Source organism: Chryseobacterium sediminis (genome assembly GCF_008386505.1).
GTDB classification, from domain to species: domain Bacteria; phylum Bacteroidota; class Bacteroidia; order Flavobacteriales; family Weeksellaceae; genus Chryseobacterium; species Chryseobacterium sediminis.
On record NZ_VUNZ01000001.1, the window covers coordinates 2,288,762 to 2,310,312 of the forward strand.

Annotated in this window: 18 protein-coding genes; 7 read left to right on the plus strand and 11 right to left on the minus strand. The window is 36.0% G+C overall.

Annotated elements, in window-relative coordinates; translation table 11 throughout:
- Positions 1–39: 39 nt before the first annotated feature.
- Positions 40–2,010: a T9SS type A sorting domain-containing protein gene (locus FW780_RS10415; protein WP_149833519.1), complete on the minus strand. Its 1,971-nt coding sequence runs from the start codon at positions 2,008–2,010 to the stop codon at positions 40–42.
- Positions 2,011–2,210: 200 nt separating this feature from the next.
- On the opposite strand from FW780_RS10415, the gene dusB reads away from it, so the two are divergent.
- Positions 2,211–3,206, plus strand: a complete 996-nt coding sequence (gene dusB / locus FW780_RS10420) for a tRNA dihydrouridine synthase DusB (protein WP_047386370.1) — start codon at positions 2,211–2,213, stop codon at positions 3,204–3,206.
- A gap of 50 nt (positions 3,207–3,256) precedes the next feature.
- Here dusB and deoC read toward each other — a convergent pair whose 3' ends face one another.
- The 5 genes from deoC to FW780_RS10445 all read right to left on the minus strand — a co-directional run bounded on the left by deoC (position 3,257) and on the right by FW780_RS10445 (position 7,748).
- Positions 3,257–4,000, minus strand: a complete 744-nt coding sequence (gene deoC / locus FW780_RS10425; RefSeq protein WP_149833520.1) for a deoxyribose-phosphate aldolase — start codon at positions 3,998–4,000, stop codon at positions 3,257–3,259.
- 4 nt (positions 4,001–4,004) lie between these two features.
- Positions 4,005–4,475, minus strand: a complete 471-nt coding sequence (locus FW780_RS10430; protein ID WP_047379047.1) for an Lrp/AsnC ligand binding domain-containing protein — start codon at positions 4,473–4,475, stop codon at positions 4,005–4,007.
- Positions 4,476–4,502: 27 nt separating this feature from the next.
- Positions 4,503–5,438, minus strand: coding sequence for an endonuclease/exonuclease/phosphatase family protein (locus tag FW780_RS10435; protein ID WP_149833521.1), 936 nt, complete (start codon positions 5,436–5,438; stop codon positions 4,503–4,505).
- 379 nt (positions 5,439–5,817) lie between these two features.
- Positions 5,818–6,489, minus strand: coding sequence for a tRNA (guanosine(37)-N1)-methyltransferase TrmD (gene trmD, locus FW780_RS10440; protein WP_047379050.1), 672 nt, complete (start codon positions 6,487–6,489; stop codon positions 5,818–5,820).
- Positions 6,486–7,748 (minus strand): NAD(P)/FAD-dependent oxidoreductase, encoded by a 1,263-nt coding sequence (locus tag FW780_RS10445; RefSeq protein WP_149833522.1) that lies wholly within the window; start codon positions 7,746–7,748, stop codon positions 6,486–6,488. The genes trmD and FW780_RS10445 overlap by 4 nt, the downstream gene beginning before the upstream one ends.
- 66 nt (positions 7,749–7,814) lie before the next feature.
- Here FW780_RS10445 and FW780_RS10450 point away from each other — a divergent pair, with 66 nt between their 5' ends.
- Complete coding sequence (locus tag FW780_RS10450; RefSeq protein ID WP_149833523.1) at positions 7,815–8,678, plus strand: glycoside hydrolase family 25 protein; 864 nt, start codon at positions 7,815–7,817, stop codon at positions 8,676–8,678.
- A gap of 83 nt (positions 8,679–8,761) precedes the next feature.
- Here FW780_RS10450 and FW780_RS10455 read toward each other — a convergent pair whose 3' ends face one another.
- Complete coding sequence (locus FW780_RS10455; RefSeq protein WP_149833524.1) at positions 8,762–10,417, minus strand: alpha/beta fold hydrolase; 1,656 nt, start codon at positions 10,415–10,417, stop codon at positions 8,762–8,764.
- Between the two features lie 143 nt (positions 10,418–10,560).
- Positions 10,561–11,073: a 5' nucleotidase, NT5C type gene (locus FW780_RS10460; protein ID WP_149833525.1), complete on the minus strand. Its 513-nt coding sequence runs from the start codon at positions 11,071–11,073 to the stop codon at positions 10,561–10,563.
- A gap of 212 nt (positions 11,074–11,285) precedes the next feature.
- Here FW780_RS10460 and FW780_RS10465 point away from each other — a divergent pair, with 212 nt between their 5' ends.
- Complete coding sequence (locus tag FW780_RS10465) at positions 11,286–13,181, plus strand: ABC-F family ATP-binding cassette domain-containing protein (RefSeq protein WP_149833526.1); 1,896 nt, start codon at positions 11,286–11,288, stop codon at positions 13,179–13,181.
- A gap of 163 nt (positions 13,182–13,344) precedes the next feature.
- Here FW780_RS10465 and FW780_RS10470 read toward each other — a convergent pair whose 3' ends face one another.
- On the minus strand, positions 13,345–14,400 hold the full coding sequence (locus FW780_RS10470) for a Gfo/Idh/MocA family oxidoreductase (protein ID WP_149833527.1): 1,056 nt from the start codon (positions 14,398–14,400) through the stop codon (positions 13,345–13,347).
- Between the two features lie 182 nt (positions 14,401–14,582).
- On the opposite strand from FW780_RS10470, the gene FW780_RS10475 reads away from it, so the two are divergent.
- From FW780_RS10475 to FW780_RS10485, 3 genes are all read left to right on the plus strand, one after another.
- Positions 14,583–16,868 (plus strand): TonB-dependent siderophore receptor, encoded by a 2,286-nt coding sequence (locus FW780_RS10475; RefSeq protein ID WP_149833528.1) that lies wholly within the window; start codon positions 14,583–14,585, stop codon positions 16,866–16,868.
- Positions 16,869–16,963: 95 nt separating this feature from the next.
- On the plus strand, positions 16,964–17,479 hold the full coding sequence (locus tag FW780_RS10480) for a hypothetical protein (RefSeq protein ID WP_149833529.1): 516 nt from the start codon (positions 16,964–16,966) through the stop codon (positions 17,477–17,479).
- A gap of 255 nt (positions 17,480–17,734) precedes the next feature.
- Entirely contained in the window at positions 17,735–18,325 is a 591-nt protein-coding gene (locus FW780_RS10485) for an outer membrane beta-barrel protein (protein ID WP_047379061.1), read from the plus strand.
- Between the two features lie 98 nt (positions 18,326–18,423).
- Here FW780_RS10485 and FW780_RS10490 read toward each other — a convergent pair whose 3' ends face one another.
- Positions 18,424–19,059 carry a peroxiredoxin gene (locus FW780_RS10490; protein WP_149833530.1) on the minus strand — a complete coding sequence of 212 codons (636 nt, stop codon included), beginning with the start codon at positions 19,057–19,059 and terminating at the stop codon, positions 18,424–18,426.
- Between the two features lie 95 nt (positions 19,060–19,154).
- Here FW780_RS10490 and FW780_RS10495 point away from each other — a divergent pair, with 95 nt between their 5' ends.
- Entirely contained in the window at positions 19,155–20,042 is an 888-nt protein-coding gene (locus tag FW780_RS10495) for a mechanosensitive ion channel family protein (RefSeq protein WP_149833531.1), read from the plus strand.
- Positions 20,043–20,320: 278 nt separating this feature from the next.
- Here FW780_RS10495 and sucC read toward each other — a convergent pair whose 3' ends face one another.
- Positions 20,321–21,511: an ADP-forming succinate--CoA ligase subunit beta gene (sucC, locus tag FW780_RS10500; RefSeq protein WP_045500844.1), complete on the minus strand. Its 1,191-nt coding sequence runs from the start codon at positions 21,509–21,511 to the stop codon at positions 20,321–20,323.
- Positions 21,512–21,551 lie beyond the last annotated feature (40 nt).

Below are 21,551 nucleotides of genomic sequence, written 5' to 3' on the forward strand. Positions count from 1 at the left end.
ATAGTGATATCGGGGATTTGTATTGGTTATTAGTTAATTTTATTTTTTAATAATTTTAAGTGATTGTGAACCTCTTTCGGTATTCACTTTTAAGATATAAATTCCTGCTGGCGCACGTCTCATATCTACAGAACCTTTTTCTGCGTTGATTGTTTCACTAAGGATTCTTTGTCCAGAAACATTATAAACTTCAACATCTTTGATTCTGCTGTCATTATTGATGTAAAGGTAATCTACAACCGGGTTAGGATAGAAATTGACGGTATTCTTTTTCACTGCTTCATTTACGGCTAATACCGTTGCTGTAAATTCAAAACTTCCGAGATCCGGTGTTACAGCATTTCTTGTAGTACCATCAGCATCCAATGTCACTTCAACAACCGGAGTTCCTTTGTTATCAAGAGCTGCATTTCCGGTACCGGATACATGGAAATCCGTTGCTGATACAAATACCGGCAGAACATTCAAAGAATTTACATTGCCTCCAAATCCTGTCTGGATATCAGCAAGGGTAGCTTTTGCAACTCCTCCGATATACCCAAGATTAGTTCCGGAAGAATAAAAATTATTATAATTAATGGTAGAAAAAACCGTACTTGCTGCACCGGCATAAATAGCATATCTATCTCCTGCCTGCGTCTGGGTATTCACAAAAAGATTATTTCTCACATCAATACCTCCTGCACCTGTTACTCCACTTGTAATATTTAAAGCAGACGGCCTTCCGGCAACAGTCTGGCTTACATCCATCACCACTGTATTATAATAAAGCTTATATCCTCCTCCTGCAGTAATGATCACTCCGTTTCCGTTGTCATTTACACCTCCGGTTGTTGCATATCCATAACCAGCTACACCGCTTACAATATTGTTTGCTACTAAGGTATTGGAAGTAAGATTTGTTGTCGCCAGGTAAATCCCCTGCGCACCATATCCGGATACATTGGTATTTTTGATTCCGGTGATTTTATTATTTGTGATGGTCATTCCGTTTGTTAATGTTCCTCCTGCATAAATTCCCGCAAACAGAGACCCCGTTCCACTGGAATTGAAATTGGAAATAGTATTTCCTCTTACAATAATATTAGCTGCTGCAGAAGCACCCGTATTACCGGAAGTAACAGTGATTCCGGAAGCACCACCGGCACCGGTCCCTGTATAACCAAGATTGGTAATGGTATTTGAAATAATTGAAGAATTTACCGTTGCTGTTGCAAACCAGATTCCTCTTTTTATTTCTGCATTGGTAGTTTCAAAATTTCCAAGAGTATTGTTACTCACAGTGACCCCATCTGCCCCTTGTACATAAACTCCTCCAAGACGATTGGCATCTGCTCCTGAAGCACTTATATCATTACCGGTAACCAATGTATTATTTCCATTACCAGCTGCAGTAGCTGCAAATAAATAAATGCCCATATAAGCTTTCTTCACAGCATTATTCTGAATGGTAACATTATTAAAGAAACCTCCTGTAGGAGTTGTAGCTCCGTCATACATTACCAAAGCTGAGGAATTATTCATTCCGTTGATAATATTAAGGTTCTTAACCATAATATTAGTATTGGCTGCTGCTGCAGAAGCCGCAATAAATGTAAGGACCTGCGGTGCTGTGACAGAAGTATTGGTAAGGGTAAGATCTCTTGTAGTTCCTGAAGCAGCATTACTTCCATCTAAAGTAATATTACTGCCCTGTATTCTCACTAAAGGCGCACTGGCAACATCTCCCGAAATAGTAGCCGTAACTCCCACTGCCGGTTTAATTGCAACGGATGTGTAGCTCGTTGCTCCACCACTGGCATTCAGGCTGGCGGTTGCCGTTTCGGTTGTACTAGCTGTGATACTTATTGCAATTGCTCCCTGATGTGTTCCCGCATTAATAGCGTCAAATGCTCCCTTTAACGTAGTATAGGTTCCTGTAGCTGTACCTGCCGTAGCAGACACATTCACTTGTGAATAAAAATTTGATGCAGCAAAGCCTGCCATCAAGCAAAATAGAATTTTTCTCATATTATTAATTTTTTTGTTAGTATTAAATATAAAAAATATTTCTCAATATAATATCAAAAACATTGAAAATCAAATATGTAAATACAATAAAAATTAAACAAAATATCATAAAATCCCATAAATAGGCGATAATATATAAAACACAAAATATATCACAACCAGTAAAATATTGTTTTTTCAGAATTTCGTAAATTTGCACCATGATAAAAATAGGCAACATAGAACTGCCGGAATTTCCACTTTTGCTGGCTCCGATGGAAGACGTAAGTGATCCTCCGTTCAGACGTTTGTGTAAAATGCATGGTGCAGACTTAATGTATTCAGAATTTATTTCTTCTGAAGGGTTGATTCGTGACGCTATCAAAAGCCGTAAAAAGCTTGATATCTTCGATTATGAAAGACCAGTGGGTATACAGATCTTTGGTGGAGACGAAGAAGCAATGGCTATGTCTGCAAGAATTGTGGAAACAGTAAATCCGGATCTGGTAGATATCAATTTTGGATGTCCTGTAAAAAAAGTTGTCTGTAAGGGAGCCGGAGCAGGTGTTTTGAAAGATATTGACCTGATGGTTCGCCTTACAAAAGCTGTTGTAAGTTCAACTCATCTGCCTGTAACAGTAAAAACCCGTTTAGGGTGGGACAGCCACACTATCAATATTGATGAAGTAGCAGAACGCCTACAGGAAACAGGAATTAAAGCGCTTACGATACATGCCAGAACGCGCGCCCAAATGTACAAGGGTGAAGCAGACTGGGAACATATTTCCAGAATCAAACAAAATCCTAATATTGAAATTCCAATCTTTGGAAACGGAGATATTGATTCCGCTGAAAAAGCATTGGCCTATAAACAAAAGTATGCATGTGACGGTATTATGATCGGGCGTGCTGCTATTGGTTATCCATGGATATTTAACGAAATTAAGCATTTCTTTAAAACAGGAGAGCATTTGCCTGCCCCTACAATATCAGACCGGTTATTGGCAGTTCGCCAGCATGCGGAATGGAGCGTTGAATGGAAAGGAGAAAGATTAGGTTTAGTGGAAATGAGACAGCATTACAGTAATTATTTCAGAGGAATTCCTCACTTCAAGGACTTCAGAAAAAAATTCCTGGAAGTTTTCACATTGGAAGAAATGAACAGCTTAATTCAGGAAACCCAACAATTCTACGAAGAATATCAGGCACAGGTATAAATAAAAAACCATCAGTTTTGCTGATGGTTTTTTTTATTTTGAACCTTAGATTAATATCCTTCTGATGGGGATTCATTTTTTATAAGCGCTAAAGCTGAAGAGGTACCTATTCTTTTCACACCCATATTGATCATTTTCTCAGCATCTTCAGGGGTTCTTACACCACCTGCTGCTTTTACAGGAAGTTTTCCTGCATTGTTGAGCATAATTGTTATTCCTTCAAAGGTTGCCCCGTTAGGTTTTCCCTCAGGGGTTTTATAGAATCCTGTTGAAGACTTAACAAAAATTTTGGGCCAATCATTTTCAGAGAAGTTCTCTTCTGCCCAGGTAGAAATGCTTTTGGTAAGATCTGCAATTTGTTCATCTGTCAAAGCAGCAATTTCAATAATCCATTTTGCTATTTTATGATGCTCAAGAGACAATCTTGTACATTGTACAAATTCATTTTTTACCAGTTCTGTATTTCCTTGTAGATACGCTGTATAATTAATAACGAAATCCAATTCATCAGCACCATCTTCTATTGCTTTTGAGGCTTCGGCAAGCTTCTCATCAACAGAATATGTTCCTTCATGAAAACCTATCACAGTTCCTACTGCAACATTTGAATTTCTTTCCTGAATATATTTCCTAATCTCAGCTACATAATCCGGGCGAATCATTACTGCAAAAATGCCATTCTCAATAGCTTCCTGTGCAAGTTCTTTATCTTTTTGAAGGGTTTCTTCATGGGAAATACCTGATTGTTCTGGTGTTTTCAGGTAGGTTGAATCCAAATATTGGGCTATGTTCATATCGTTATACTTTCAATTGTCTGTAAATACCTTGTTCCAGAGATATAAAAGTCTCTGTTCTTGTTACTCCTTTCAGCTTCTGAAGCTTGTTAAGAATCTGCATTAAGTGATCATTATCTTTACAAAGAACTTTCAGGAATATGGTATAATTCCCTGTTGTATAATGGGCTTCCACTACTTCGTTAATATCATGCAAAGATTTTACCACTTCTGGATAATGGCTTGGTTGATCCAGAAACACACCAATGTAGGAAATCACTTTATATCCTATTTTTTTAGGATTAAGAAATGATATTGAATTTTCAATAACTCCTGCATGTTCGAGTTTTTTGATTCTTTGATGCACTGCAGTTGTGGAAATTCCAACATTTTTTGAAATGTGGGCCAAAGAAGTTTTAGCATTATCCATCAACATGTAGATGATTTCTTTGTCAATAGAATCTAAATGATAGCTTGTGTTGCTCGAATTTTTCATTTTCTACTTTTTTATTATTTATGTTTTTTACTGTAAACTTTTAAATTTTACAAAAACCGGAAAGTGATCACTATATCCTCCTAAATACCTTGTACCAGCATAAGTTCGGAAAGGCCGTCCTTCAAAATTCCTGGTTCTGCTGCGGATTTTTTCAGAATTGAATATATGGGCATCCTGAAAAGCCAGCGTCTTATTATCAAGCAAAGATCTTGACATAATGATCTGATCATACAGCAATCCAGATTTATAATGAAAAGTAGAATAATTTCTTGTAGAAAACAATTGCTGAAAAGGGTTCACTAAAACCTTCTCATGGTCATTGTTATAGAGAATCTGTACTAAATTTTCATCATCCGGGTTTTCGTTAAAATCACCACACAGTATGACATGCTCTTTTTCAGCATCTACGATTTTCATAATCCGTTCCCGGACTTCATTCAATATAAAGGCTCTTTTAGGTTTATTAATATCTTTTTCTCGCTTAGAGGGAAGATGGGCGATAAAGACATTAATAATTTCCCCTTTATATCTAATTTTTGAAAAAAGTACGTCCCTGGTTGTGTCGTAATTTCCTGTGTTTTTATTTACTATTTCAAAAAAGAAAGTAATGGTTTCTGAATCTATCACCTCTACTTTATTTTTGTCATACAACATGGCTACATCCACTTTTCTTTCGTCCATAGAATTGTAATGTACAATTCCATATTGCGAATCAAAGGGTTCCATCTCCACAAGATCTTCCAGTACTTTCCTTCCGGAAACTTCAGACAATCCTATCACAAATGGCATTACACCATTATCCTCCTTCATTAACTGAAATACATGGGAGATTTTGAAAAGCTTATTATTATATCTTTTTTCATCCCAATTCCTTAATCCTGACCGCGTAGGATCTAATTTGTGGACAGGTTTCGGATCGGGTAAAAATAAATTTTCAACATTATAAAAAGAGAACAATTCCATCTACACTAATTTCTATACTTTTAATTTATTATGTTCTTTTTTCTTAAGATGTAAATTTATTATTATTTTTCAAATTCCTTTGATTCAACTCAAGAAAACCGAATCAATATCCTATAAAAAACGATTCAAATATAATAAAAAATATCAACGAAATCAGCTATAGTAAATTAATTTTTCAATTATCCGAGGATTTTAACACATTAATCAAAATTGAGACAATACATAAAAATCAGAATAATAGAAATAAATTTTTAATTTAAAATTAGAAATATTAATATTTTTCGCACTTATTCAATTTACAACAAATATTATTCCATTTGCCTTCATAACAAATGGAATTCAAAGAAGTAAAAATTAAACAAGTTTCAATAATATTTGGCTACAATAAATCGGGGCGTTTTTCTCTGGTGATTCTTACTGCTTCATCATGGCGCCATTCTTCAATTTTTCCTGAGTTTCCACTTAGTAAAATTTTAGGTACATCTAATCCTTTATAACTTTCAGGTCTTGTATAAATTGGCGGCGAAAGAAGATCATCCTGAAAACTATCCGTTAAGGCACTCTGTTCATCATTCAAAACTCCCGGAAGCAATCTTATGACTGAGTCTGCAAGAACGCAGGCTGCCAGTTCTCCTCCTGTAAGCACATAATCTCCTATTGAAATTTCTTTTGTGATATGAAGATCCCTTACTCTTTGGTCTATTCCTTTATAGTGACCGCAAAGAAAGATCAGATTTTCTTTTATGGAAAGTGAATTGGCAATTTTCTGATTTAAAGTAACGCCATCCGGTGTCAGATAGATTACTTCATCATAGTTTCTCTGCGACTTAAGTTCTGATATACATTTATCCAGCGGCTCAATCATCATCACCATTCCTGCTCCGCCTCCGTAAGGCTCGTCATCAATCTGTCTGTGCTTATTAATCGCCCAGTCTCTCAGTTGATGAAAATGTACTTCTGCCAGCCCTTTATCCATCGCTCTTTTCAAAATAGAAGTTTTGAACGGACTTTCCATCAATTCCGGAAGTACGCTTATTATGTCAATTCTCATTGTAATGTTCCGTTTTTCTTAGTAGGTATAATAATTAATCTTAAAGAAGAATCTTTGTTGATATAGCTCCACATCCAGTTGAAGAATATGGCCAGCTTATTTCTAACGCTCAAAATTAGCATTAAATGGAGAAACATCCAGAAATACCACGCCAGAAATCCCTGGAATTTTATAAATGGTAGATCAACAACAGCTCTGTGCTTCCCTATGGTTGCCAATGAACCTTTATCATCATACTCATATTCCACCCAATCGTTCTGACTTTTCTTTAAAAGATTTTTACCTAAATTTTTTGCCTGATTAATGGCTACGTTGGCTACCTGCGGGTGCCCCTGTGGATATTTTGGAGTTTCCATATAAGCAATATCCCCGATGGCATAAATATTATCGTAACCCTGTATTTTATTATATCGATCTACGATATATCTGTTTCTTACTAATTTGTCTTCCGGAAAGCCTCCTACCACATTTCCGGTAACTCCGGCTGCCCAGATTACATTATTGGAAGGTATTTCTTTTCCGCTTTTAAGGTGTACTTTATCTCCGTCATAGTCTGTTACTACTTCTCCACTCATAAAAGTTACTCCAAGATCTTTGAGGTATTTTTCAGATTTTTCCTGTGCTTCACTGCTCATTACTGCAAGTGGCTTTTCTGTAGAACTTACCAGAATAATCTTCAGATGGTCAAAGTTCATGTAGGGATAGTCTCTTGGAAGAATGTCTTTTTTCATTTCGGCAAAAGCACCTGCCAGTTCTACTCCGGTAGGTCCGCTCCCTACGATAACGATATTCCAGTTTCCGTCATCGCTTCGGCTTTTTTCAATAATCAGTTTTTCAAAGGTCATCAGCACATGATTTCTTATGCTGATGGCTTCCTGAGTATTTTTCATTCCGAAAGCTTTTCCTTCTAAATCTTTATTCCCGAAAAAATTAGTTTTACAGCCCGTTGCAATGATAAGTTTATCATAAGTAAATTCTGCTTCATCGGTAATTACTTTATTGCTGGCATAGTCTATTTCTTTTACCTCTGTCATACGGAACTGTGTGTTTCTGGACTGCTGGAAAATCTTTCTGAAAGGGAAAGAGATATTGGATGGTTCTATCCTGCCTGAGGCTACCTGATAAAAAAGCGGCTGAAACATATGATGATTCACCCGATCCAGAACAATAACCTTTTTGTTCTTGTTATTCAATGTTTTTGCAAGCTGCAGCCCCGCAAATCCTCCTCCTATAATGATGATTTTTTCGCGTGTTTCCATAATACACAAATTTACTGATTTTATTTTAGCATTTAGCAGTGAAAAAAGTTAGTTTTGCAAAACTTTATGACACCAAAAAAGTACACCAAAAAAACTGCCAAACAGATCCATAAAACAAGACGGAAGAACTATTTTTTCCGCAGAAAGGTAATATTGGCTATTTTAATTGTAGCTCTTATCGGAACCGGCTTTTATTTAAAGCAATCCATCAGCTATTATTATGCACTGTACTTTAACAAATTTACTCACAAGAAACTCCACAACAGCGAAAGGGAAGCCGCAAGAATTCAGAGAATTTTAACAAACAACCTTGATAAGACCTATGGTTTTGATGTTTCCCATTATCAGAACAGGGAAGATATCAAATGGGACAGCCTCAGCATTGGTAATAAAACTATTCCGCTGGAGTTCGTCGTTATGCGCGCTACAATGGGAAACCGAAGTGCCGACAAGCATTTTGAGGATTTCTGGGAAATGGCTAAAAAACATAATCTTATCCGTGGGGCATACCATTTTTACAGAGCTGATGAAGACCCTGTCATTCAGGCCAATAATTTTTTAGCAAATGTAAAGCTTGAGAGTGGAGATCTTCCTCCGATTCTCGATATTGAAAAAATACCAAAGCGTAAAACGAATAAAAAACTGATTGAAGATCTGAAAGTCTGGTGCAGAATTGTAGAGGAAGCATATGGCGAAAAACCTATCATTTACACTTATTATCATTATTATAAAGATTTTCTGAAAGGTGAATTTGAAGGTTATCCTTTATGGCTGGCCAATTACAATGATGTACCTTCTCCTTCCCCTGATGATCAGTGGGATTTCTGGCAGTTTACGGAAAACGGAATTGTTCACGGCATCAATGCCAAAGTTGATCTTGATGTTTACAACGGTAATTCCTGGTCGTTAAAAAGACTGACTCTGGATTAATAAGAATGGAAGATAGAAGCAAAAAGATGGAAGTATACATTCCGGCTGATATAACTTCTTGCCTCCATCTTTCCGCCTTTAACTTAATTGTTTTTTCCTAAAAAACTCAGAATATCTGTGTTGAGTTGATCTGCATTTTCAAAAGGAATCATATGGGTGGCATTGCTATAAATTTTGAGTTCTGCATTGGGAATTTCTTTGGCAATAAGCTCGGTATGTTCTGGTTTAATAACATCTTTATCTCCGGCAATCACCAATACCCTGCTTCCAATTTTATTTAAATCTTTTCTGGTGATATGAGGCTGTGTCAGCATGATTTTCAGAAGTCTTTGTTCATTAAACTTTTTAGGATCCTTCAGTTCTTTCATGACCAGCATTTGATTTTCAAAATGATCGGTAAGCCTGTTGTCTACTCCATCAGGAAAGGCATTTGCTCCAATGGTTATCAATTTATTAAGTCTTTCCGGATATTTCAGGGCAAATTCAAAACCTGTATTCCCGCCGTCACTCCAGCCTGCAATGCTTACTTTATTTAATTTTAACTGATCCATAAGTGCTTTTACATCCTCAGCAAACATTTTATAAGTAAAATCTTTTTTTGAAGAATCTATACTTTTTCCTTGCCCTCTGGTATCTATTGCAATTACTTTGTATTGTTTTGATAAAACGGGAATCTGCTGATAGAAATCTTTTATACTTCCGGAATTTCCATGAAGCAGAATCAATGGTTCTCCTTCACCATAGATCTCATAATAAAGATTTGTATCCTGAAGTTTGAGATATTTCCCGACAGCTGCATTCTGCCCATACAGTGTCTGCTCCGATTCCTGAATATATTTTGATACATCAGGCATCAGTGCTTCAGTGCTGTCATCTGCCAGCCCGCTTTCGTTTTCGGGGTTATTATCGCCGTTTTTATCCATTTTCACATCAATATTAATCGCTGGTGCAGCAAGGGTCATTTTCTGCCAGTCTCCATAAAATTCTCTTATAAATCCTGTTCTGAACAAAGCAGCACTTATTCTAATTCTGCCATCAAAATCTTTTAAAAACTGTATTCCGATAAAAAATTTTCCCTGAACCCAAATATTACGATCGTTGACATCCAGCGTATAGGTTCCGTCTTTGATCATATTTTCAGTAAGTTCTACAGTAATTTCTTCTTCAAGAATATTTTTATCCGGGAAACCATTTTTTTCACTGTAAATACTGTATCTCATTAAAACCGGCTGAGTAGAAACATAACTGGCTATATTCAGATTGATATTTTTAATTTTAGATCTTTTCTTAGCATTGAACTCTAAAGCGGTTTCTCCCAGAAAACTTTTTTTATCAAATTCCGGATTCACAGAATACGTAACGCTTTTTGTTTTTGTATTTACCCCCCAGTTTTTATCAACAAGCTTTTTAGGTTTAATGGTAATCTCCTGAATATTTTTAGTTTTCTCTGTTAAAATTATTTTTTGCTGATCATGTTTTTTAAAATTCTGTATCGTCTCCTGATAAAAATTGTATCCCGGTACTTCTATTTTAATCTTTTGCTGTGGCTCAGCATTGGAAAGGTCAATTGAAAATTTTCCTTTTTCATCAGATATAGTCCCGGTTGAATTTTTCTCAATCCCGATTTTCACATAAGGAATCGGCTGATTTTCATTTTTAGAAATAACAGTTCCGGAAATAACCTGCGCATGGAAGGCTGAAGCTGCCAAAAGGAAGAATAAAGTATGATGTATTTTCATGTTAAAAGTTTGGCACAAACTTATTTATTTTCAACAATCTGCTGTCACAATTCTTTATTAAAATTATCCTTCTTATAGTTAAAGTTCTTTTAAAAATTTTATTGTTTTTAAAAGAACTCTACAAAACATTTAAATTCCCTGCTTTAAAGGATATTCATAACTTCTTCCCATGAATGAACTCTTTCGTAAGTCTCGTTTTCTATCAGTTCATTATGGGGCTGGGTAAATATCAGTCTTTGCCCGGAAAAATGATCTAAATTTTTAGGATAATCATCAATCATCACATCTCCGGAAACTACTTTCTTACTTCCACAAAGAACAATCTGCTCCCAGGTGATGAATGGGAAATGCTCTGCCAGCCAATCGTATTTTTCTCTTAAGCTGTTGGGAAATTCCATGCCTGCCGATACAATATACAGATCGTATTTATTATTCAGGTATTCCATTGCTTCACGGCTTCCTTTCATTACAGGCAGCGTTCTGAAAAACCCTATTTCATTAACGTGTTTTTTTCCATTCGGAAAGGATTCTATTTCTGGCTTACCTGCTAAATCACTGATTTCAATTTCTCTTCCTGTATCTCTTTTTTCAAATTGTACCAGCTGATGATATACATCCGCCATTACCCCATCCATATCGACAATTACTTTTTTCATTACTTCAATCAGATTTTTGTATTATTTATTATTAAAAAAATGTATTCACTATGTTCTATCAAATTTACTGAATAGTTTTTTCAGCCCGCCTGCAAACTCTATTAAAAAATTATAAATATTCATTTTTATAAAAGAGGTTCGGGAAAATTTTAGGTTACATTTTCGTATTTTTGCGGTTCAGTTCAAAATTAAAATCAAACCATTAATTTCCAATGAATTACGTTTCTGCAGAAAATCTTACCAAATCTTACGGCATCAAAGTTTTATTTGAAAACATTACTTTTCACATCAATGAAGGGGATAAAATTGCTATTGTTGCCAAAAACGGAAGTGGAAAATCTACCCTTCTGAAAATATTAATGGGTAAAGAAATTGCAGACAGCGGAACTGCGATCATCAATAAAGATATTCAGGTTGTATTATTTGACCAGGAAATTGATTATGATCCTAAACTCAGCATTGAAGAATTTATGATGGCGCTGGATTCAGAACCTATTCTTGCGCTTAAAAATTATCATAAATCTCTTCATTCTACAGATAATGATTTTATTGAAAAAGCATTGGCCGATATGGAGGCTCATAAGGCATGGGATCTTGAAAATGAAATGAAACAGATTCTTTCCCAGCTTAAGATCACTGATCTGGAAGCCAAGATGGGAACACTTTCCGGAGGACAGATCAAGCGTGTAGCACTGGCTAAACTTTTAACGGAAACAAGAGCTGAACACAGACATACACTGCTTATCATGGATGAGCCTACCAACCATTTGGATGTGGATATGGTAGAATGGCTTGAAAATTATCTGAATAAGGCAAAAATCACATTATTACTTGTAACCCACGACCGATATTTCCTTGACAGTGTTTGTGACATTATCTGGGAAATGGAAGATAGAAACCTGTATGTTCATAACGGTTCATATGCTACTTATCTTGAGAATAAAATGATTCGTGAGGAGAATCTAAATGCTACTATTGATAAGGCTAATAACCTTTACAGAAAGGAGCTGGAATGGATGCGCAGACAGCCGAAAGCCAGAACCACAAAATCAAAAAGCAGAATTGATGCTTTCTACGAAACTGAAAAGGTTGCCAAAACCGATACAAGAAAGGATGGACTGGAACTGGATTTTGAAATGAAACGTCTGGGAAATAAAATTCTTGAACTTAAACATATTGATAAAAGTTTTGGAGCAAAAGTTCTTTTAAAAGACTTCAGCTACCAGTTTCAACGTGGTGAGAAAGTAGGAATCATCGGGAAAAACGGGGCAGGAAAATCTACCCTTCTTAATATTATCCAGGGTTTGGAAAAAGCAGACAAGGGTGAAATTGAAACCGGAGAAACGATATCTTTCGGTTATTTCGCTCAGAAAGGGCTTACTTATAAAGAGGATGAACGTGTGATTGACTTTATTAAGGAGATTGCAGAATTTTATCCTTTAGCGAATGGAAGAAGTCTGTCAGCATCGCAATTCTTAAGACTGTTCTTATTTGATGATCAGACTCAGTACTCTCCTATCTCCAAACTTTCAGGCGGGGAAAAGAGAAGGCTTCACCTAATGTATATTTTGTATCAGAATCCTAATTTCCTGATTTTTGATGAGCCTACGAATGACCTGGATCTTCCTACATTAACGGTTCTTGAAAACTTTCTTCAGCAATTTCAGGGATCTTTGATTATTGTTTCCCACGACAGGTATTTCATGGACAGAATTGTAGATCATGTGCTGGCTTTTGAGGGAGACGGAAAAATCAGAAATTTTGTAGGAAATTTCTCAGAATACAGAGAAGCAAGAAGTCGTGAAGAAGCACTGGAAAAAAATACCACTGTAAAACCTGAACCTGCTAAAGAAGTAGCTGTTGTAACAGAAACCGCTCCAGCTTCTGCCTCTAAAAAAAGAAAATTAACTTTTAAGGAACAAAAAGAGCTGGAAACAATAGAAAAAGAAATGCCTGAACTGGAAGATCAGCGTTCCAAAATTCTAGACCAACTCAACAATGAAGCAGATTACGAAAAGATAGCCAAACTCTCTTCCGAACTGGAAACGGTTTCAGAAAAACTGGAAAACCATGAGATGAGATGGCTGGAGCTTCAGGAAATCCTTTAATAGTTATGAATTAAAAATTATGAATTATAAATGAATCAGAGGGTTTGAGGGTTTGAGTGTAAACGAGTTGGAAATTTCTAATCACGACTGTTATCAACCTTGAACTTTAGACCTTGACCCTTAAATTCATTCATAATTCATAATTTATAATTGAATAATCCTTTTATAATTGAATAATTCTTTCTTCTTTTGCACTTTCCAGAGAAGCATCAATGATTTTCATATTCTGAATGACTTCTCTACCCGGAGATGGTAAAGCATATCCAAACACAATGTGTTCATAGATCTGCTGGTAATAATCCATATAATTTCCGGCTTCACTTGATGTCAGAGTTCTTTCTGTTTCTGATTGATCATTCAGGAAGTTCAAAATTCCGTCTGCTTCTTTCAATGGCTGGGTCCATTCTTTACCATATACAGGAATAGCCCCTGCTACCAATTCATTTTCCTGATTATCTGTTCTTTCCTGTAAAAAAGTACCTCTGTCACCGTGAATCGTATAGGCATAATGACCTTCTTTACTGAAAACCGATGTTTTTAGTCTTACTCTCAGATCATTTTTATAGAATAGCAGGATCTCAAAATAATCATTCGCAAATTCTTTTCCCTTCATAGAAAATACATCTGCAAAAAGTTTTTCAGGATATCCAAAATACTGTACCGCCTGATCTACAAGATGCGCTCCCAGATCATGAAGTGTTCCTGAACCCGCCTGATCCGGACTTTCTTTATGCTGTTTTCCACTGGGAGTGGTACGGAATCTGTCAAAACGAATTTCGGCCTCTTTAATATTTCCTATTTTTTTATCATTTAAAATCTTTTGAACCTGCAAGAAGTCACGGTCGAATCTTCTGTTTTGATATACACTTAAAAACAATCCTTTTTCTTCAGCCAACTGTACCAGCTCTTCTGCTTCGGAAACATTTACAGTAAAGGGTTTTTCTACAATAATATTTTTTCCGGCTTCCAGTGCTTTTTTTGCATATTCATAATGCGTCTGGACAGGAGTATTGATGATCACCAGCTCTACATCTGCATGCTGAAGCATTTCTTCTACAGAACGGTAAATGGTTGCTTCCGGATACTTTTCTTTTGACTCTTCTTTACTTCTTTCTACCACCGCAGAAATAAAAAATCCCGGATGTTCCTTTAAAAAGGGAGCATGGAATACTTTTCCGCTCATTCCAAAGGCGCAAAGCCCTGCTTTTACCAATTGCATATTATAATTTTTAACAAATATATTCATAAAAAATTCTCTATTCCCCAGTCTAAAGGAGCTATAGAAATAATCCATCTCATCAACCGTAACAAATATGATTTAAATCATAAATTTATTTTTATCTATTCTAAACAAATACTTACATTTGCGCCTTATTTAAAACTGTTCTACATAAAAATAAAATGAAAAGACAACTACTTTCTTTAGGTCTTCTATTTATTGCTGTTTCAGCGAGTTCACAGATGAAAAATGCTGAAGCAGACACCATCAGAACTCAGACCATTGAGGATATTAATCTTCACAAAACAGGAAATCCTAACCAAGCGAGACCATTATCGACAAAATCAAACCTGACGGTAATGGAAAATCCACAGCCTATTGCTATTGTTACCCATGAAATCATTGAGCAGCAGCAGGCAAAACAGCTAAGTGATGTTCTTCAGAATGTAAATGGATTGTATCTTACTTCATCCAGAGGAAATTCTCAGGATAGCTTTGGTGGACGTGGTTTCATTTTAGGAAATGATAACATTTTTAAGAATGGTTCAAGAATAAACAGTGGTGTTTTCCCTGAAGTAAGTGGTCTTGAAAGAGTAGAAGTTTTAAAGGGAGCGAATGCTATGCTTTTTGGTAATACAGCAGCAGGTGGTGTTATCAATATGATTACAAAAAAACCTAAATTCAATTTTGGTGGAAGCGTAGGACTAAACGGCGGAAGCTGGAATTCTTATAAACCAACAGTTGATATTTATGGACCTTTATCCAAAAATGTTGCATTCAGAATCAATGGAGCCTATGAGCATGCTGAAAGTTTCAGAGATGTTGTAGAATCAGAAAAATATTACTTCAATCCTTCATTCTTATTTAATTTAAGTGATAAGTCTCAATTAATTGTTGAGGCAGATTATCTTAAAAATAATTTCACTCCGGATTTCGGAATCGGATCTATTACTGAAAAAGACCAAAGCTACAGATTGAATGACGCGGTTTCCAGAAACACGTTCTTCGGAACTGACTGGCAATATCAAAATGTACAGCAAGCTTCTACGAACGTAACCTTTAATCATCAGTTTAACGAAAGATGGTCTTTGAACGCTACTGCTTCTTACCAAAACTATACTAAGGATTATTTTTCTTCTGAAAGAGTACAATGGATATATGAAACTAAAGATGCCACTGTAGATCCTAACAGATTATCATGGAAAAGACCTTTCGGTAGAACTTATAACGAACAAAATTACACTTCTGCACAAGTAAATATCAATGGTGAATTCAATACAGGAAAAATCAACCATAAAGTTTTAATTGGTTCAGATGCTGATTATAGCCAGGCGGATGCTTATGCTTATAATATTACAGCTCCTAAAAATCTTCTATACTTAGATGATCCTTCAACATGGGGAAGTATTGATATGCCGAATTCTACTCTTAGTACAAAAAACAGAATCAATACAAGAAGAATCGGGATCTATGCACAGGATTTTATCAGCTTAACAAAGCAGCTAAAAGTAATTGCAGGATTAAGATGGTCTTATATAGAAAATATGCCTACGCTGACAACTCGTTTTACATTAAATGATAAAATTGAAGTAGCCAATTCTTCAACGTCTGACAATGCATTTTCTCCAAAAGTAGGTTTGGTTTATGCTCCGAATGAAAACCTTTCGGTGTTTGCAACTTATACAAATTCGTTTGCTTCAAATGCAGGATATACTTCAGATCAATTTGGTACGGTAAATACCAATCAGCCTGTTACAGATGTTCAGAATCAGTTAACTACTTTATCCAGACAAAGCATAAAGCCTTCAACCGTTGATCAATACGAAATTGGTATTAAAAAGAATTTCTGGAACAATGCTTTAGCTGTTAACTTAACGGCTTACCAGATCATGTACAACAATTATTATCAAACCTATTGGTTCGCTTCTTCTCAGAACGGAGCGCCGGTAAATTCAACAGATACCAATCTTAAAGAATTTGCAGGAAATATGAGAAGCCGTGGTGTGGAATTGGACATTACAGGAAATCCAACAGAAAACTTATCCATCATCGGAGGTTTTTCTTACAACAATTCCGTTTACATTGATACTCCTGAAAAGGGATATGTTGAGAACCAAAGACTGGTAAGAACACCTGCTACAACAGCCAATGCTTCTGTTTTCTATAAATTTACAAACTATGTAAAAGGTTTAAAAATCGGAGCCGGAGTTTACTACATCGGAGACAGAATCGCTGGTTGGAATGATTCAAAATCTACCAATACAAGCAGAAATAACGTGAGCAGAATGTTTGATCTGAAAGATTATACCACTGTTTCTGTATCTGTAGGCTACGAATGGAATAAATTCTCAATCCAAGGAAAAGTGGGGAACCTGTTTGATGTCGTAAACTACAATGTTCATGAAAATTATTCAGTGAATCCTATCACCCCGAGAAACTACTATTTCACATTGACATACAGACTCTAGAATTCTTTTTATAATAATTCTTTCATTAAAAGTGGAAATTGCATTTTTGCAGTTTCCACTTTTGAAATTTTAAAACAAAAACAAAACAATAAGATATGGATAAGATTAAAGACACTAGAAGTTTCATGAGAATTACACACCGTTATCTGGGGTATTTCCTTGCCGGAATTATGGCCGTGTATTCTTTAAGTGGAATCCTTCTGGTGTACAGAGACACCGATTTTCTGAAGAATGAAAAGAAATATGAAAAAAACATCGCTGCCAATCTTTCAGAGAAAGAACTGAAAAAAGAGCTGAAGATGAAAGGCCTTGAAGTGGAAAAAACAGAAGGAAGTGTTCTTTATTTTAAACAGGGAACTTACGACAGCGCAACCGGAAAAGCAAAGTACACTAAGAAAGAATTACCTTTCGTATTAGATAAAATGGTTTCTCTTCACAAATCGCAGTCTAAAGATGCTATATCGCCTCTAAGTGTATTCTTTGGAGTTTCTCTTTTCTTTTTTGTGATTTCCAGCTTCTGGATGTTTAATCCTAAAACAAAGGCTTTCAAACGCGGAATCAAGTTTACGATTGCAGGATTGATTATCTCTTTGATTCTTTTATTTATTTAATAATCAGGGAGCTGAACAAAAGAAAAAAAGACCTTGGGGTTATTACTCTTTTTTATCATTTCCTTTTTAAAACCCTACTTTTATTTTCTTTATGATTATGAAATCCGCAGTGAATATGTTAAAAAACTGATTTATATCTTCCTGACAATGTTAACGTTTATTTAGAAAAATTACCTAAAATTAAGAGTATGGCACATTTATTGTTTTTTCTATAACTCGTGAATAATAAACATTTAATTATTAAAATAATAAATTATGAAAAAACTTATTTTAACAGGGATATTAGCCGTAGCAGGTTTAACAGCAACCGCAAACGCTCAGATTCAGAAAGGTAATTGGATGGTAGGGGGTAACCTTGCAGGGGCAAATTTTGGTTTAAATGAAGGAGCAGGATACGACTTTGCAATTCAGCCAAAAGGAGCATATTTCATTGAAGATAATATTGCAGTTGGGGGATATGTGGATTTAGGCTTCAAAGGAGCTAAAGATGCACCCACTACTTTTACATATAATGTAGGAGCATTAGGGCGTTATTACCTTAACCCGGGAGAACAGGGAGTAAACAACCTGCTTCACCACGGAAGATGGTTCTTTGAAGGTAACGTAGGTGTTGGAGGGATGTCAATCTCTAAAGGAGGTTCTTCTTCTAACGGTCTTAACTTCGGATTCGGACCTGGTTATTCTTACTTCATCACTCCAAACATCGGATTGGAAGGTTTAGTGAAATATGATGCAAATGCAGGATTCGGAAGCGGTGGATATACTAACAAAATTACTTTTGGTTTAGGATTCCAGATTTATCTTCCAACGTCTAAAGCAAAACAAATCATCAACGACGTTAAGTAATCACTGAAATACTTATAAAAAAATGAAAGCGCCCCGGAATTTTATTCCGGGGCGCTTTTCGTACAAATTAAAACTAAACTATAAAAAATCAAATAAAATCATGTATTGGGTTGTGGCGTGTATCGTAAATAAGGTTTTATTTCCGTCACTCCTTTTGGAAATATCTTCCGTGCTTCTTCTGTGGAAATCGTTGGCGGAACAATGACATCTTCTCCGTTTTCCCAATTAACCGGAGTTGCTACGCGATAATTATCCACCAGCTGTAAAGAATCCAGCACTCTAAGGATCTCGTCAAAATTCCTTCCTGTAGAGGCCGGATAGGTAATAATCAGTCTTACTTTTTTGGAAGGATCAATAATCAAAAGAGAACGTACGGTAGCCGTCACCGAAGCATTAGGATGAATAAAATCATATAGTTCGGAAACCTTTCTGTCTTTATCAGCAATAATAGGAAACCGTACATTCGTATTCTGAGTTTCATTAATGTCTTTCACCCAGTTTTGATGATCCTCTACTCCATCTACACTTAAAGCAATTACTTTTGTCCCTCTGGCATCAAATTCAGATTGCAATTTTGCAGTGTATCCCAACTCTGTAGTGCATACCGGGGTATAATCTGCAGGATGCGAAAACAGAATCCCCCAGGAATCTCCCAGATAGTTATAGAAATTGATATCACCTACCGATGACTCTGCCTGAAAATTGGGTGCTGTATCTCCTAGTTTAATTGACATAATACGTTGCTTTTGTAGTCTACAAATTTAGTAGACTTTTTGGAACTGGCAAATTTTTTGATGAAAATTTATATCTTTAATTAAAATTTTTATTCATGGAGAAGACCGGACTCAGGTATGTAGATCTTGTTTATAAAGTATTGGAAAACTGGTATGTGACATTTGCTGAGCTTACCCCCAAACTTATTGTCGGAATTTTAGTATTTACATTTTTCCTGATTACCAGTAAATATTTAAGTCAGGCCGCCGTAAAACTGTTCCACAAATTCTTTCCGAAGAGCCAAAAAGAGAGTTCATTAGTTACTTTAATCAGTGTATTCAGATTCCTGATTATGCTGATGGGAACTTTTATTGCCCTTGAAATAATGGGCTTCAGCGGTTTTCTCTGGAAGTTCATAGGAAGTTTAGGAGTTGCTGGGGTTATTGCCGGGGTTGCTCTGAAAGATCTCGTATCCAGTATTTTCTCCGGAATGCTGATTGGAATTGACAAAGCTTATAAAGTGGGCGATTATATTACCATTGGAGCTCATTCGGGAACGGTACAGGAAATCGGGTTTTTAACGACTAAAATCCTTACGGATGACGGGAAGAAGGCTTATATTCCTAATCAGGTTGTTTTTAATGCCCCGTTTTATAATATTACCGCTTCTCCACAGCGCAGGATTATTTTAAATTTTGAAATTCCTGCAGATGAAGATATCAGTATAGCACAGAAAGGAATTCTGGATGTGATTAAAAACCTTGACAATGTGGATAAACTAGACACTATAGAGGTCATCTTTACAGACCTGAAACAAGGTGCATTTAATCTTCAGGTGAAGTTCTGGATAAAAGTAGGCGCTAACCTGGCTCAGGTAAGAAGTAAGGCTTATTTAGGGATTAAAGAGCGTTTTGATGTGGATAAAGTTCAGTTGGTAACACCTACGAGCATCAGCATTACAAGTGGAGAGAATATTTTACCTGAAAGCCATCAGGATAAGTAAGGAATATTCAAATAAAAAAAAGACCATTTCAACTTTTGAACTGGTCTTTTTTAATATTATTAAAGTTGAACGTCGCAAAGGCGCAATTCTACCACACTAGATTTTAGAATTTTAAGGAGCACCTTATATTTCACCCTGATTTTGCAGGCTGTACAGCTCTATAAAAATCTGTTATCTGTAGAAAAATTATAATGATAAAAAAATTTTCATCTTTAGACTTAGAAACAAAAAACCGCTCCAAAAAGGAACGGTTTTTTTATTTATCTGAAAATTTTAGATTATGCTAAAACTTCTTTTACTTTGTTTGCAGCTTCTTCTAAAGTAATTGCAGAGTGTACCGGAAGACCAGACTCGTCAATTAATTTTTTAGCTTCTACAGCGTTAGTTCCCTGTAATCTTACGATCAATGGAACCGGAAGGCTACCCATCGCTTTGTAAGCATCTACAACTCCCTGAGCAACTCTGTCACATCTTACGATACCTCCGAAGATGTTGATCAAAATAGCTTTTACGTTTGGATCTCTTAAGATGATTCCGAAAGCAGTCTGTACTCTCTGAGCATCAGCAGTACCTCCTACGTCAAGGAAGTTAGCAGGGTTACCACCTGATAATTTGATGATATCCATAGTTGCCATTGCAAGACCAGCTCCGTTTACCATACAAGCAACGTTACCATCTAATTTTACGAAGTTAAGACCAGCTTCACCAGCTTCTACATCCATTGGATCTTCTTCTCTTGTATCTCTAAGTTCAGCTAAGTCTTTGTGACGGAACAATGAGTTGTCATCTAAAGTTACTTTAGCATCTACAGCGATAATCTTGTTATCAGAAGTTTTTAATACCGGGTTGATTTCAAAAAGAGAAGCATCAATTCCTGTATACGCGTTGTAAAGAGATGAAATAAATTTCACAAATTCTTTGAATGCATTTCCTTCAAGACCTAGGTTGAAAGCAATTTTTCTAGCCTGGAATCCTTGAAGACCAATAGCAGGGTCAATAAGTTCGTTGTGGATCAAATGAGGAGTTACTTCTGCAACATGCTCAATATCCATACCACCTTCAGTAGAATATACGATTGTATTTTTTCCTTCAGCTCTATCTAAAAGAATAGAAACATAAAATTCTTTAGTTTCAGATTCTCCCGGATAATAAACATCTTCTGCAATCAAAACAGAGTGTACTTTTTTACCTTCAGCAGAAGTTTGAGGAGTTACCAACTGCATTCCGATGATATTCTGAGCGTTTTCTTTAAGTTTATCCATGTTCGGAGAAAACTTAACACCCCCACCTTTACCACGACCACCTGCGTGAATCTGTGCTTTTACAACCCAAGCCTGCGCTCCGGTTTCAGCAGTCAATTTTTCAGCAGCTGCTACAGCTTCATCTACGTTGTTTGCAACGAAACCACGTTGGATAGCTACTCCATACTTTGATAAAATCTCTTTTGATTGATACTCGTGAAGATTCATATTATTTTTATTATTTTATTTTACTATTTAAAGGTTGACA